A 14,448-nucleotide genomic window follows, 5' to 3' on the forward strand; every position below is an offset into this window, starting at 1 on the left:
CTTTCGCCCCGCGGGCAAGGATGATGGGAGCATGGAAAGGCTGCTGCCGTTCACTCCTCCCGCCGGGGAGGACGAGGGCGGGCGCCTCGGCCCGCCCCCGGCGGCCTTCGCCCTGGTCGCCGCGGACGGCGTGCTCGTCGGGTGGAGCCGTGAGGCGGAAGCCCTCCTGGGGTATCCGGCTTCGCAGGTACTGGGACGCCGGGCCGCGGACCTGATCGCCACCTCGCCCGCCGGTCGCGACAGACCGGGCGAGCCGCGGCCGGATCAGCGGCTGCCGCTCGGCGGGACCCGCAGCACCGTCATGGACGTGCGCCACCGCGGCGGAGGCACCGTACGCGTGGCGGTGACCCTGCACCCCCTGACCCCCGCCTCCGACGGGGCCGCCTCGGGTCAGGCACCCGTCGCCGTCCTCAGGGCGGCCGAGCTGGAGGGGCTTCGCTGGTGGGAGACGCGACAGGCGATGCTGCAGGGACTCGTCACCCAGTCGCCGGTGACACTGACCATCTACGGTCCCGGCGCGCGCCTCCTGTGGGCCAACGCGTCCAGTGTCCGGGAGCTCGGCGGCGACCTCACGGGACTGCTCGGCCGCTCCATCACCGAACTCTTTCCCGGTGACGTCCTCAGCGCCCAGCACCCGACGCCGCCGGAGGACCTCGTCCAGCAGATCCTCGAGACCGGTGAGCCGGTCATCGACGTCCACTTCCGAGGGCCCTCGCCGACCGACCCACGGCGTGAGCACGTCTGGTCCTCGTCCTATTTCCGACTGCTGGACGGCCGGGGAGACCCGGTGGGCGTGTGCGAACAGTCCATCGACGTCACCGACCACTACCGTGCGCAGCAGCGCCTCGCGCTCCTCGCGGAGGCCGGCGCGCGGATCGGATCGACGCTCGACCCGTTCGCAACGGCAGCGGAGCTCGCCAAGGTCGCCGTGCCCCGGTTCGCCGGCGCCGTGCTCGTCGACATCGCGGCAGAGGTCCTCGAAGGAGAGGAACCGAAGCCCGTCACGGCATGGGGCCTCGTACGCGTCGCGGATTCCGAGGGGGCCCCTTCCCGGGTGGGCGAGCGGGTCGCGTACGCCGCCGGATCGTCGCAGGCCGAGAGCCTGGCCGGCGGTCGGTCGGCCGCCGACGTCGCGGGCGCGCCCACACGGCTGTACGTCCCGCTGATCGTGCGGGGGACGCCCCTGGGCCTCGTCACCTTCGTACGCGGCGAGGACTCGGAACCCTTCGACGACGGCGATCGGGCCGTGGCCGAGGAACTGGCGTCGCGGACCGCCGTGTGCATCGACAACGCCCGGCGGTACCGCAGGGAGCACACGGCCGCGCTCATGCTCCAGCGCAGCCTGCTGCCGCGGTCGCTGCCCCAGCTGAGCGGGGTCGAGGCGGCGAGCCGCTACCTGCCGGCCGACAGCCACCTCGGCGCCGGCGGCGACTGGTTCGACGTCATTCCGCTGTCGGGGGCACGTGTCGGACTCGTCGTGGGAGACGTCGTCGGCCACGGCCTCGGGGCCGCCGCCACCATGGGGCGGCTGCGCGCGATGGTGCGCACCCTGGCCGAGCTGGACCTCGCGCCCGACGAACTCCTGGCGCGGCTGAACGATCAGGTCGGCAAGGACGCGTCGGACCACAACGGGGAAGACGCGGTCGGCAGCAGCGCCGTCGGGGCGACGTGCCTGTACGGGATCTACGATCCGGCTCTCCGGACGAGCACCTGGGCGGCGGCGGGGCACCTGGCACCGGCCGTGGTGCAGCCGCACGGCCCGGTCAGCTTCCTTCGCCTGCCGCCGGGGTCTCCTCTGGGCGTGAAACGGCTTCCCTACGAAGGCGTGGAGGTGGAGCTCGCCGAGGGAAGCCTGATCGTCCTGTTCACCGACGGTCTCGTCCAGGTCCGGGGGAAGGGCGTCGACGTGGGGCTGGACCGGCTCGCGGCCGTGCTCGGCGAGCAGCGGGGATCGTCGTCCGACCGGCTGTGCGCCCAGATCGTCGCGGAGCTGGCGTCCGACCAGGTGCAGGACGACAGGACGCTCCTCGTCGTGCGCACCCGCGCGCTGGGGGCACGGCAGGTGGCGACCTGGGAGCTGCCACCGGACCCCGCGCTCGTCGCACGCGCTCGTGCGATGGCCGTGGAACAGCTCGCGGAGTGGGGCCTGGACGATCTGGCCTTCACCACGGAACTGGTGGTCAGCGAACTGGTCACCAACGCGATCCGTCATGCCTCCGGGCCGGTCGGCCTGCGGTTGATCCGGGACCGTTCCCTCATCTGCGAGGTGTCCGACTCGCAGCACACCTCACCGCACGCCCGTTACGCCGGCAGTGACGAGGAGGGCGGGCGTGGACTGTTCATGGTCGCCCAGCTCACCGAGCACTGGGGTACGCGCTACATGCCGGCGGGCAAGACGATCTGGGCGGAGCAGGCCCTGCCCGTGACGTGACGGCCACGTGCCGCCCTTTCCGCGCGGGTCGCGTTGCTCATGGCGTGTGCAGCCGTACGGCCAGGGCGGCGATGTCGTCGTCGAGGCTGCCTCTGCTGTGGCGGAGGAGGTCCTGGTGCAGGGCCGTGAGCAGCTCTCGGGGAGGTGTGGGGAGCTGTCGGCGCATCCATTCCGTCAGCGGGAAGAACTCGCCGTCACGGGCGCGGGTCTCGGCGATCCCGTCCGTGTAGAGGAGGAGGAGCTCGCCGGGAGCGAAGTCGAAGGCGTCCGCACGGTACTGGTCACCGATCAACTCCGCGAGGCTGAGCAGGGGCGACGGGGCGGACGGCTCCAGGACGCGCACGTCCTTCGGACCGTGGACCAACGGCGGGGGGTGTCCGCAGTTGACGATGCTGATGGGGCCGCCCTGATGCGGGATCTCGACGATCAGCGCGGTGGCGAAGCGCTCCATCGGTGCCTCCGGCGGATGGGCGGCGTTGTGCCGGGCGCAGCTGGCGTCGAGCCTGCGGGCGATGTCGGCCATGGAGGCCTCGCCGTGTGCCGCCTCCCGGAAGGCGTTGACGATCGCCGCGGCCGCCCCCACCGCCGGCAGGCCTTTGCCCCGTACGTCGCCGATGAGCAGCCGTACTCCGTACGGCGTATCGACCACCTCGTAGAAGTCCCCGCCGATACGGGCCTCCGCTGCGGCGGCGAGGTACAGCGACTCGATCTCGACGTTCCGGAAGCGGTGCGGCAGGGGCCGCAGCACCACCTGCTGGGCCGCGTCGGCGACGAGCCGTACCTGGAAGAGGGTGCGCTCCCGCTGGAGCCGGACATGGCTTCCGTACGCGGCGGCCACGGTGACCGCGACGATGCCCCCGCACGTCCACCACGTCCCCAGGTCGGGGAAGACGAGGCTGAGGCCGATCATCAGAAGGAGGCAGGCGGTCCCGAGCAGGACGGTCGGGAGGACCGGCCACATGGAGGCGGCCAGGGCCGGCGCCGCGGGCAGGAGGCGGCTGAAGGCCATCTCCGGCGGGGTGGCGTAGGCAAGGCCGGCGATCACGACGGTCAGAATCACCGGCGACAGCCGCACCAGCCAGCCATAGCCATGGCTCCGACGGAGCCGCGGCCGTCCGGACTCGATCATGAATCCCAGAGTATCCGCGAGGGGGCCGCTCAGCGACGCGGCGGCGGTCAGCGGTCCACACGTCGCAGGGCACGTGACGACACGGACGGTCAGGGCCGACTGCGAGGTGTGAGCGGGCCGGCCCCCGTGCGGCCAGGAAGGCCTGGCCGCCGGGAGCGTGGCTCGGGTGCGGGCGGTCCCGAATCGGCTTCCGACGCGGTCGGGACCGGGAACTCAGCCCACGGTCCACTTCTGTGCCGGGGTGCCGTTGCAGGTCCAGATCTGCAGCCGGGTGGCGTTCGCCGAGTTGCTGTTCGGGACGTCGAGGCACTTGTCCGCCGCCACGTTCACGATGTCGCGGGCCGCCTCCACACGCCATTTCTGGGCGCCGGTGCCGTTGCAGTCGTACAGCTGGAGCTTGGCGCCGTCCGTCGTGGCTCCGGCGGTGACGTCCAGGCACTTGCCCAGTGCACGGATCGATCCGTCGGCGTTCACGGTCCACTGCTGGGCCGCGGAGCCGTTGCAGTCGTAGAGCTGGACCGGGGTGCCGTTCGCGGGGTTCGCCCCGGCCACGTCGACGCACTTGCCGCCGAGGCCGGTGATCGGGCCGCCGCTGCCGGTCGGCGGGGCCGGCTGGTCGTTCGTGACCCGGACGTAGTCGACGGTCAGGGTGTTCGGCATCGGGGTGCTGCCGTCGGGGTCGCCCGGCCAGTAGCCGCCGACGGCGAGGTTGAGGATGAGGAAGAACGGGTGGTCGAACACCCACTGCTTACCGCCGAGGTCGGCCGGGGTGCGCGTCTGGTAGGTGACGCCGTCGACCTTCCAGACCATCTTGTTCGGCGCCCATTCGACACGGAAGGTGTGGAAGCCGTCCGCGAACGGCGAGCCGATCGAGTGGCCGGCGCCGATGCCGCCCGAGCCCGAGTAGCCCGGACCGTGGAGGGTGCCGTGCACGGTGTTCGGCTCGAAACCGACGTTCTCCATCACGTCGATCTCGCCGCTCTGCGGCCAGCCGACGCTGCCGATGTCGTTGCCCAGCATCCAGAACGCCGGCCACATGCCCTGGCCGCGTGACATCTTCAGCCGGGCCTCGAAGGTGCCGTACGTCTGGGTGAACTTGCCGGACGTGTTGAGCCGGGCCGAGGTGTACTCGCAGCGGCCGTACCAACAGTTGTAGTTGCCCGGGTTCTCGCGTCGCGCGGTGATGACCAGGTTGCCCTGGCCGTCGTGCGCGGCGTTGCGGGTCGAGTTCGTGTAGTACTGCCGCTCGTGGTTGTTCACGTTGTCGCCGGTCTCCAGGTTCCATTTGGAGCCGTCGACCGGTGTGCCTGCCGGGGCGTTGAACTCGTCGCTGAACGTGGTGGCCTGGGCGCCGACTTCGGCCGCCGGTGCCGAGGCCGAGGTCGTCGCCGCGATCGCGGACGACTGGGCGGTGGGGCTCACCAGAGCCGCCACCGTGGCGCATCCCAGGCCGAGGGCCAGGAGAAGCCGTGATCGTCGAGAGGGTAATGCGGACATCGATGTCACCGCCGACGGTCGGGGTCGTGGACGGCAACGAAGAGTGCCATTGTCCGGACCAAGCCGACAAGACCTTGAGGCGAATCGGCCCGCAACCGGTCTTCTCCGTTCGGGAGTTGTATGCGGGAGGGGTTGACGCGGACAAGGTGCCTCCATAGCTTCACACCTTAAAGAAAGAGCGAAGGTCAGGTCCTCATCGACGAAAGGTCTGTCAGGTGCATTACAGGAGCAGCTCCTGGTTCGGCCCACGCCGCGGACGGCGCCCCCGCCGTCTCGCCGCCCTCGTGACCGGTGCCCTCCTCGCGAGCGGCCTCGTCATGACCGGTCCCGGCGTCGCCCAGGCCGCCGGCGAGCGGGTCGACGTCTGGCTGACCACCACCTCGGACGCCGGCGGCCGTACCGTCACACGAGGCCTCGCCCCGCAGGCGCCGATCGCCTTCGGCCCCGCCGGCGGCGGTGCGAACCGCGTCATCGCCGTCGACGAGAACACCACCTACCAGCAGTTCGAGGGCGGCGGCGCGTCGATCACCGACACCACCGCCCACCTCCTGCGCGGCGGCGCGATCAGCGCCGCCACCCGCGACGACGTCATGCGCAAGCTGTTCTCGCCGACCGACGGCATCGGCCTCACCTTCGTCCGCAACCCGATCGGCGCCTCCGACCTCTCCCGGCCCGGCAACGTCTCCCTCGACGACACCTGCTGCGACCTGAACGACTTCGGGACCAACGGCTACGACACCGACGTGCGGCTCCTCACCGTCCAGGCCAAGCAGCTCAACCCGGCGCTCCGGCTCAAGGGCGTGCCGTGGAGCGCCCCCGGCTGGATGAAGGACAACGGCCGGATGGACCAGATGGGCTGGCTGAAGTGGGAGTACTACCCGCTCTACGCCCAGTACCTGGTCAAGTACATCCAGAGCTACCAGGCGGCCGGCGTCAAGGTCGACTACCTCTCCGTGCAGAACGAGCCCAACTGCTGCCAGGCCGGCAACCCCACGGCCATGAACTACCCGGGCATGAGCTGGAACCCGTCCGGCCTCGCCGAGTTCACCAAGAACCACGTCTACCCGGCCTTCCGGGCCGCCGGGATCACCACCAAGGTCCTGGTGCACGACTGGAACTACGGCGACTACGCGAACTTCGGCTCCGGCGTCCTGAACGACGCGGCCGTGCGCAACGACCCGCTCTTCGGCGGCATCGCCTGGCACGGCTACTTCGGCGACCCCGCCGTCGGCAGCCAGGTCCACGACCAGTACCCGGCGGTCAAGCAGTTCAGCACCGAGCACTCCGGCGGCACCTGGGTCGGCAACCAGCACAACGAGGACCTGAAGGACATCGTCGACTACGCCCGCAACTGGAGCAGCAGCCTGACCAAGTGGAGCCTGGCGCTCAACCAGGACATGGGCCCGCACAACGGGGGCTGCGGCACCTGCACGGGGCTGATCACCGTCCAGCAGGGCGGTCCGCGCGCCGGACAGGTCGACTACACGGTGGAGTACTACACGACCGGCCACCTCACCAAGTTCGTCCGCCCCGGCGCGTACCGCATCGCCTCCACCGCCGACTCCACCGTGCAGAACGTCGCCTGGCGCAACCCCGACGGCTCCAAGGCGCTCATCGCCCACAACGGCGGCACCTCCGCGCAGTCCGTCCGCGTCGACTGGGGCGGCCAGTCCTTCACGTACACCCTCCCGGCCCGCACCACCGCCACCTTCACCTGGTCCGGTACGACCACGAGCGCACCGACCGGACCGCTCACCGGCCTCGCCGGGAAGTGCCTGGACGTCGCCGGCGCGGCCACCGCCGACGGAACCCCCGTGCAGCTCTACACCTGCAACGGCACCACCGCCCAGCGGTGGACCCTCGCCGCCGACGGCACCGTCCGCGCCCTCGGGAAGTGCCTGGACGTGACCGGGGGCGGGACCGCCGACGGCACCAGGGTCCAGCTCCACACCTGCAACGGCACGGGCGCACAACGCTGGTCGTACAACGCCACGACGCACGACGTCGTCAACACGACAGCCGACAAGTGCCTCGACGTCACCGGCAACACCTCGACGGACGGCACCCGCACCCAGATCTGGTCCTGCACGGGCGCCGCCAACCAGAAGTGGACCCACCAGCCCTCCTGACGGACCCGCAGCCACCACCCGTATCCGCTCCCCTCTCTCCAGGAGACCCCTGCATGCCACACCCGCACCCCCTCCGTCGCAGGAGGCCCGGCGGCACCCTGCCGCTCGCCGTCACCGCCGTGACCGCCGTCCTCGCCGGGCTGCTCGCCGGAGCCGTACCCAGCGCCACGGCGTCCCCCGCAGTGGCCGACCCGGCGCCCCGCGCCGTCGACCGCTTCGAGGGCGAGGTCCCCTTCGCGGGACCGCCCGCCGAGGGCCTGTTCACCTGGGGCAGCGACGCCGACGACCACCCGGAGCTCACCCTCGCCGAGCGCCCCGACGCCCCCGAGGGCGCCAAGGTCCTCGAAGGCCGCTACGACATCAGCGGCTGGGGCGGCTTCACCCACGACTTCGCCTTCGACAGGCCGGCGCACGACTGGACCCCGTACAAGGGCATCCGCTTCTGGTGGTACGGCCAGAACACCGCCCCGCTGCCCCCCGGCTCCGGCAAGCGCATCAACTTCGAGCTCAAGGACGGCGGCGCCAACGGCGAGGCGTCCGAGCTGTGGACCACCTCCTTCACCGACGACTGGGAGGGCTGGCACCTCGTCGAGATCCCCTTCTCGGAGTTCCACTACCGCGCCGACTACCAGCCCGTCGGCGGCATCGACCAGGTCCTCGGCCTCGACAAGATGTGGGGGTACGCGCTCACGCTCCCCACCGGAGCGCCGGGCGGCCGCTTCGCCGTCGACGCGATCGAGCTCTACGGCAAGGCCGAACCCGCCCTGAACACCCGCGTCGTCACCGGCGCGGCGGTGCACCCGGTCGACGAGGGCGGCACCGCCCGGATCGACGTCTCGGTCGCCACCACCGGCTCCCAGCCGACCGGCGAGCCGGTCACCGTCGCGTACACCACCGACGACACCGGGCCCGCGCGCCCCGGCACCGACTACACCCCGGTCAGCGGCACCCTCGTCTTCCCCGCCGGGACGCCCTCCGGGACGACCCGCTCGATCACCGTGACCACCCTGAAGGACAGGACCGGCGAAGCGGCCGAGACGATCCCGGTGAAGCTGACGGTCGACGGCGCCAAGGCACCCGCGGAGACCCCGGTCGTCGCGGTCAACGCGCACGGACTGCCCTACCTGGACCGGCGGCTCCCCGTGCGGAAGCGGGTCGCGGACCTGCTCTCCCGGATGACGCTCGCGGAGAAGGCCGGCCAGATGACCCAGGCCGAGCGCAACGCCCTGCGCTCGCCCGGCGACATCGCCGGCTACGCCCTCGGCTCGCTGCTCTCCGGCGGCGGCTCGGTCCCGACCCCCAACACGCCCGAGGCCTGGGCCCGGATGGTCGACGCCTACCAGCTGCGCGCCCAGGCCACCCGCTGGCAGATCCCGCTGATCTACGGCGTGGACGCCGTGCACGGGCACAACAACGTCATCGGCTCGACGATCATGCCGCACAACATCGGCATCGGCGCCGGACGCGACGCCGCCCTCGCCGCCCGCACCGGCGCCGTGACCGCGAAGGAGGTCCGGGCCACCGGCGTGCCCTGGGACTTCGCCCCCTGCGTGTGCGTGACCCGGGACGAGCGCTGGGGCCGCTCCTACGAGGCCTTCGGTGAGGACCCGGCGCTCGTCACCGCCATGGAGACCGTCATCGACGGGATGCAGGGCGCGCGGGACGGCCGCGACCTCGACCGCAACGACAAGGTGCTGACCACCGCCAAGCACTACGTCGGCGACGGCGGAACGGCCTTCGGCTCGTCGACCACCGGCTCGTACACCATCGACCAGGGCGTCACCCGCGTCACCCGCGAGGAACTGGAGGCCGTGCACCTCGCGCCCTTCACCGAGGCCGTGAAGCACGGCGTGGGCACCGTCATGCCCTCGTACTCCTCGCTCGACGTCCTCGGCGACGACCAGGGCCCCGTGAAGATGCACGCCAACGCCGAGATGATCAACGGGGTGCTCAAGGACCGGATGGGCTTCGAAGGCTTCGTCATCAGCGACTGGCAGGCCATCGACCAGATCCCCGGCGACTACCCGAGCGATGTACGGACCTCGGTCAACGCCGGCCTGGACATGATCATGGTGCCGACCAACTACCAGGAGTTCACCAGGACCCTGGTCGCCGAGACGGAGGCGGGCCGCATCCCCACCGCCCGGATCGACGACGCCGTCGCCCGGATCCTCACCCAGAAGTTCCGCCTGGGCCTCTTCGAGAAGCCGTACGCGGACACCACTCACCTCGCCGCCGTCGGCTCGGCCGAGCACCGCGCCGTGGCGCGCGAGGCGGCCGCCGCCTCGCAGGTGCTCCTGAAGAACACGGGCGGCGTCCTGCCGCTCAAGCCGGCCCAGAACGTGTACGTGGCCGGCTCGAACGCCGACGACCTCGGCAACCAGGCCGGCGGCTGGACCGTCTCCTGGCAGGGCGCCTCCGGCCGGACGACGACCGGCACCACCATCCTGGAGGCCATGCGGAAGTCCGCCGATCCCGGGGCCACCCTCACCTACTCCAAGGACGCCACCACGCCCACCGACGGCCACGACGTCGGCGTGGTCGTCGTCGGCGAGACACCGTACGCCGAGGGCATGGGCGACGTCGGCAACGGCCACGACCTGGAACTGAGCGCGGCGGACAAGGCCGCCGTCGACCGGGTCTGCGCCGCCATGCCCTGCGCGGTCCTCGTCGTCTCCGGCCGCCCGCAGCTCATCGGCGACCGACTGCCGGCGATCGACGCCCTGGTCGCGTCCTGGCTGCCCGGCACCGAGGGCGACGGCGTGGCCGACGTCCTCTACGGCCGCAAGCCCTTCACCGGGCAACTGCCGGTGAGCTGGCCGAAGTCGGAGAACCAGCTGCCGCTGAACGTGGGCGACACGCGGTACGACCCCCAGTTCCCGTACGGCTGGGGCCTGACCACGCTCCGCGCCACCCCGCAGGGCGGCGAGCCGGCACTGCGCGCGATCGGCCTGGCCGCCCGCGCCCTCCAGAAGGCCGGCCACGGGAAGTCCGCCGCGGCGAGCCTGCTCGTGGGCCGGGCCCGGCTGATCGTCCAGGACCACATCGGCCAGAACATCACCGAGCGCTCGTCGAAGCCCTTCGCCGACGCCGACCACCTGCTGCTCGTCGGCGACCCCGCCGGCGCGGTCGGCAAACTGACCGAGGCCTTCCGCGCGGCGCGCTGAACGTCCCGGAACACGGAAGCGGCCCGTGGCCCCGCACCAGGCGGAGCCACGGGCCGCGCCCGCCATCGGCGGCGGTACGGCGGATTCCCTCCAGCAGGCCCGGCCCGTGCGGCCCGGTCGCCGCGGCCGCCGGCGGAATCACCCGGTCACTCCACTGCGGTGGCCGGGTGGGCGGGGCAGGCGTTGCATGGTACGCAGCGCAATCCACCCGTCTCGTCGAATGGGCGTTCACACAGTGGTCGGTGAGGATCATCCGGACAGCCGGTCCGTCCCCGAGGAACTGGGGGACGCCGTACTTGACGCCCTCTTCTCCCAGTCGCCCTTGGGCCTCCACGTGTACGACCGGGAGCTGCGTCTGGTGCGGGTCAACACGGCCGCTCGCCTGATGCGGGGGTTCCCGGCCGACCTCCTGCTCGGCCGGACGCTGCCGGAGATGCTGCGGTCCTTCGACATCACCGACCCCGCCGCCGTGGAACGGGCCGCCCGCCGGGTGCTGGACACCGGCGTGCCCGAGCTGGATCTGAGCATCCGCTTCCGCGACCGCCGTGTCCCCCCGGTCGAGACCGTCTCCTCGGTGTCCGCGTTCCGCCTGCAGCGGGCCGACGGCACCGTGCTGGGTCTGGCCGCCTCACTGACCGACATCACCGCCCGGGTGCGGGCCGAGGCGGAGGTGCGCCTGCAGAACGAGGCGGCCGCGCGGATCGGCACCACGCTCGACATCTTCCGCACGGCGGCCGAGTTCTGCGAGGTCGTCTCCCCGGCCCTGGCCGACACCGTCACCGTCGACGTGTACGACGTCGTCCTGGGCGGCCGGGCTCCCACCGCGGACGCCCTCGACCGCGATCAGACCGTGCGGCGCGTGGGCTTCCGCTCGGTCGCCGGGCCGGAGCAGCAGGGCGTCCCCGCCGTCGGGGAGGTGGACGTGTACCCGCCCGGCACGCCCCACCGGACCGTCCTGGACACCCTGGCCCCCAAGCTGATCCGCCGACTGCGCCCGGACGCCCACTGGCTCGACCCCCGGCGCCGGCGAGATGCCCGGATACTGGGCGCGGCGGTGCACTCCATGCTGCTGGTGCCGATCCGGGCGCGGGGCGTGGTGCTCGGCCTGGCCTGCTTCTACCGCTGGCGCGAACAGGCCCCGTTCGACCACCGGCACCTGAGGCTCGCGCAGCAGCTCACCACGCACGCGGGCCAATGCCTGGACAACGCCCGCCTCTACGGGCGCGAGCGCTCCGCCGCCCGCGTCCTGTCCGGCGGTTTCGCCCATGCGCAGGCATCCGTGGTCACGGCCGTCGAACTGGCCCGCACCCACCTGCCGGCCGGCACGGGCGGCGGCTGGTCCGACGCCGTCGCCCTCTCCGGGTCCAGGGTCGCCCTCGTGGCCGGGGACACCACGTCCGGGACCTCACGCCCGGCGGCGATGAGCGAGCTCCGCGCGGCGATCGAGGCGCTGGCCGACCTCGACCTGTCGCCGGACGACATCCTCCAGCGTCTTCACGACCTCGCCGGCCGGCCGAGCAGCCCGCCGGACACCGCTGAACCCGACGCCGGTGAGGACACGCCCGCCACCTGCCTCTGCCTCGTCTACGATCCGGTGTCCCGCCTGTGCAGCGCGGCGAGCGCGGGTCATCCGTCACCGGTTCTGGTCCATCCGGGCGGAACCGTCGAACTGTTCGACGTCGCGGCAGGGCCACCGCTCGGGCAGGGCCTCGCGGAGTACGCGCTCACGGAACGCGTCCTGCCCGAAGGGAGTACCCTGCTGATCTGCAACACCGCTCTGCTGACCGCGGCCGGCGGGCGGGAGCCGATGCTGAGCCGGTTGACCGACCTCTTCGCCGAACCGCAGCCCTCCCTCCAGGCCGCGTGCGACACGTGTGCCGACGCCCTCGCGCCCGAGCAGCCGGCGCGCGACGCCTACCTGCTGCTGGCCCGCACCCGCGTCCTGGACGAGTCCCGGACGAGGGCGTGGACCTTTCCCAACAGCCCGGAGAGCGCGGGGCAGGCCCGCAGGAAGGCCATGGACCAACTCGCGGAATGGGGACTGGCCCAGGACGTCATCGACGACACCGCCCTCGTCGTCAGCGAACTCGTCACCAACTCCGTGCGCTACGCGAAGGGGCCGATCCAGCTGCGGCTCATCCACGACGGCGCGCTCATGTGCGAGGTCACCGACGACAGCAGCGCGAGTCCGCACCTGCGCCGTGCCCTGGACACGGACGAGAACGGCCGGGGCCTGTTCATCACCGCCCACCTCACCCAGCGCTGGGGGGTGAGGCCCTCAGGACGGGGCAAGACGCTGTGGGCATCCCGCACCCTCGCAGCGCCGCCGGCCTCGGATGGCGGCCCCGCCGCCGAGCAGCGACCGTCCCGTTGAGCAGTGACCGTCGGATCAGGCCGGGCCGCTCCGGGGCTCGGCTACGGCTTGTGCCGGCCGCTCGACGGCCGGTTCGGCCATCCGGGAGACCGCCGGACCGTTGCCCTGTGCGACGGCAGCTCGGTCACGGGCCCCGTCACCCTGGTGGCCGACGCCGGCGGCACCGACCTGAGCGGCACCACCGTCGACGGACCCCTGAGGTGCGAGGACAACACCCCGGCCCCGGACCTGCGGGGGCTCGTCGTACGCGGTCCCCGCTACGGCCAGTGCCGCTGACACGGACGGTACGACCCCGATGAACGCCGGTGCGGGGCCCCTGCGCGGAGCTGTCAGAGCCGGACCGTCCAGCTGACCGTGGACCTCATCGTCCGGGCGACGGCGCGGTCCCGCACCGAGGGCGAACGGTCCTCGACGGTGAGGGACAGCTTGTGCGTCCGGAGGTCGAGCAGCCGCAGGGTCAGGTCGGACACCCGTACGTCGGTGCGGCCCGCCAGGGACTTCAACTCCCGCCCGTCCAGGTACCAGCGGACCGTGAGCTGACGCCCGTCCGCCCCCGTGAGCCGGGGCACGAGGGCCTTGGCGGTGTCGCCCCTGCGGAGGGTGCGATCGGTGGACGTGACGGGGGAGGCGATGCGCGCCTCGCGGTAGAAGCCGGCGATCATCGCCTCCACTCCGGGCAGGTTGAAGGGCTTGCCGAGGGACCGCATCAGGGAGTTCTCGGTGGGGCGCCGCAGCCCGGTGACGTAGTAGCCGCCGCCCTCGTACGCGCCGACGGTGCCGCCGTCGGGAGAGGGCTCACCGAGCCAGTGGTGCCACTTGGCACCCCGCTGGGCCAGCTCGTCGGCGGTGAGGGTGGTGATGTTGGAGTCGGCGGGCTCGGGGCCCTCGTACCGCTCGTAGCCGGGGTAGTCGGGGTAGAAGTACTCGTCGGCGAGCTTGCCCAGGGAGTGGCCGGTCTCGTGGATCGCGACCTGGCCGGACTTCTCGTTGCCGGCCGAGGCCGTCGAGATGCCCTCGTAACCGAGGGTCTCGCTGCGTTCGTTGTAGCCCGCGCCGCCGTACTTGGTGCTGTTGGCGAGGACGAGGACCAGGTCGGCCTCGGGGGCCTTCGCCACGTAGCCGTCGACCTTGCCCTGGTCGACGCAGAGCAGCCGCTCGATGTCGTCGCACCAGAAATACGAGCCGAGCGCGGTGTCCCGGAGGGTGTCGGGGGCGGGGTCGCCGGAGACGCCGGACTGGTTCGAGACGGCGTCGACGGTCCAGACGTTGAAGAGGTTGCGGTAGGTGGTGTACGGCTCGACGGCCGTCAGTTCGGCCCACTTCTGCTGGGCGTCGGCGTGGAAGCGGGGCAGTTCGTCGACGGTGTAGCCGTCTCCGACGACGACGATGTCGAGCCGGTCGGCGGTGGGGCCGTTGTCGACCATCTTGGCCACCTCGCCGTCGGCGACCGCCTCGGTGGCCGTCAGGCGGGCGGCCGGCCGGCTCAGGCCCTCCGGCGACACGCGCGTGTGGCCGGACCCTGCGATCACCCCGTGTTCCGGCCCGGGTATCTCGACCTCGACTCCGGTCGTGGGGGGTGCCGTCGGGTCCGCGGCGGCGCTGCCGGGCGCGGCGGCGAGTACGGCCGCGAGGGCGACGGCCGCCACGGCCGTCACCGCTCCGCGTCGTGCTGTACGCATGAAATCAGCCCCTTGTCAGGCGAGTTAAGCAGCTCGGTAAAT

Annotated in this window: 8 protein-coding genes; 5 read left to right on the forward strand and 3 right to left on the reverse strand. The window is 72.0% G+C overall.

The annotated features are described in order from the left end of the window. Positions 1–31: 31 nt before the first annotated feature. Positions 32–2,431, forward strand: a complete 2,400-nt coding sequence (locus ACF08F_RS19140; protein ID WP_392299695.1) for a SpoIIE family protein phosphatase — start codon at positions 32–34, stop codon at positions 2,429–2,431. A gap of 37 nt (positions 2,432–2,468) precedes the next feature. On the opposite strand, the gene ACF08F_RS19145 is transcribed toward ACF08F_RS19140, so the two are convergent. Then, positions 2,469–3,560 carry a PP2C family protein-serine/threonine phosphatase gene (locus tag ACF08F_RS19145; protein WP_392299696.1) on the reverse strand — a complete coding sequence of 364 codons (1,092 nt, stop codon included), beginning with the start codon at positions 3,558–3,560 and terminating at the stop codon, positions 2,469–2,471. 213 nt (positions 3,561–3,773) lie between these two features. Further along, positions 3,774–5,057 (reverse strand): ricin-type beta-trefoil lectin domain protein, encoded by a 1,284-nt coding sequence (locus tag ACF08F_RS19150; RefSeq protein WP_392299697.1) that lies wholly within the window; start codon positions 5,055–5,057, stop codon positions 3,774–3,776. Between the two features lie 215 nt (positions 5,058–5,272). Between ACF08F_RS19150 and ACF08F_RS19155 the strand changes: the two genes are divergently transcribed. The 4 genes from ACF08F_RS19155 to ACF08F_RS19170 all read left to right on the forward strand — a co-directional run bounded on the left by ACF08F_RS19155 (position 5,273) and on the right by ACF08F_RS19170 (position 13,003). Further along, positions 5,273–7,186 (forward strand): ricin-type beta-trefoil lectin domain protein, encoded by a 1,914-nt coding sequence (locus tag ACF08F_RS19155; RefSeq protein ID WP_392299698.1) that lies wholly within the window; start codon positions 5,273–5,275, stop codon positions 7,184–7,186. A 53-nt stretch (positions 7,187–7,239) separates the two neighbouring features. Beyond that, complete coding sequence (locus ACF08F_RS19160; protein WP_392299699.1) at positions 7,240–10,353, forward strand: glycoside hydrolase family 3 N-terminal domain-containing protein; 3,114 nt, start codon at positions 7,240–7,242, stop codon at positions 10,351–10,353. Between the two features lie 220 nt (positions 10,354–10,573). Further along, positions 10,574–12,727 carry a SpoIIE family protein phosphatase gene (locus ACF08F_RS19165; protein WP_392299700.1) on the forward strand — a complete coding sequence of 718 codons (2,154 nt, stop codon included), beginning with the start codon at positions 10,574–10,576 and terminating at the stop codon, positions 12,725–12,727. Positions 12,728–12,730: 3 nt separating this feature from the next. Then, positions 12,731–13,003 (forward strand): hypothetical protein, encoded by a 273-nt coding sequence (locus tag ACF08F_RS19170; protein WP_392299701.1) that lies wholly within the window; start codon positions 12,731–12,733, stop codon positions 13,001–13,003. A gap of 53 nt (positions 13,004–13,056) precedes the next feature. Here ACF08F_RS19170 and ACF08F_RS19175 read toward each other — a convergent pair whose 3' ends face one another. Beyond that, a complete protein-coding gene (locus tag ACF08F_RS19175; RefSeq protein ID WP_392299702.1) occupies positions 13,057–14,406 on the reverse strand; it encodes a M64 family metallopeptidase in 1,350 nt (449 codons plus the stop codon). Between the last annotated feature and the right edge of the window lie 42 nt (positions 14,407–14,448).

Source organism: Streptomyces sp. NPDC015130 (assembly GCF_043080005.1).
In the GTDB taxonomy this organism is placed as follows: domain Bacteria; phylum Actinomycetota; class Actinomycetes; order Streptomycetales; family Streptomycetaceae; genus Streptomyces.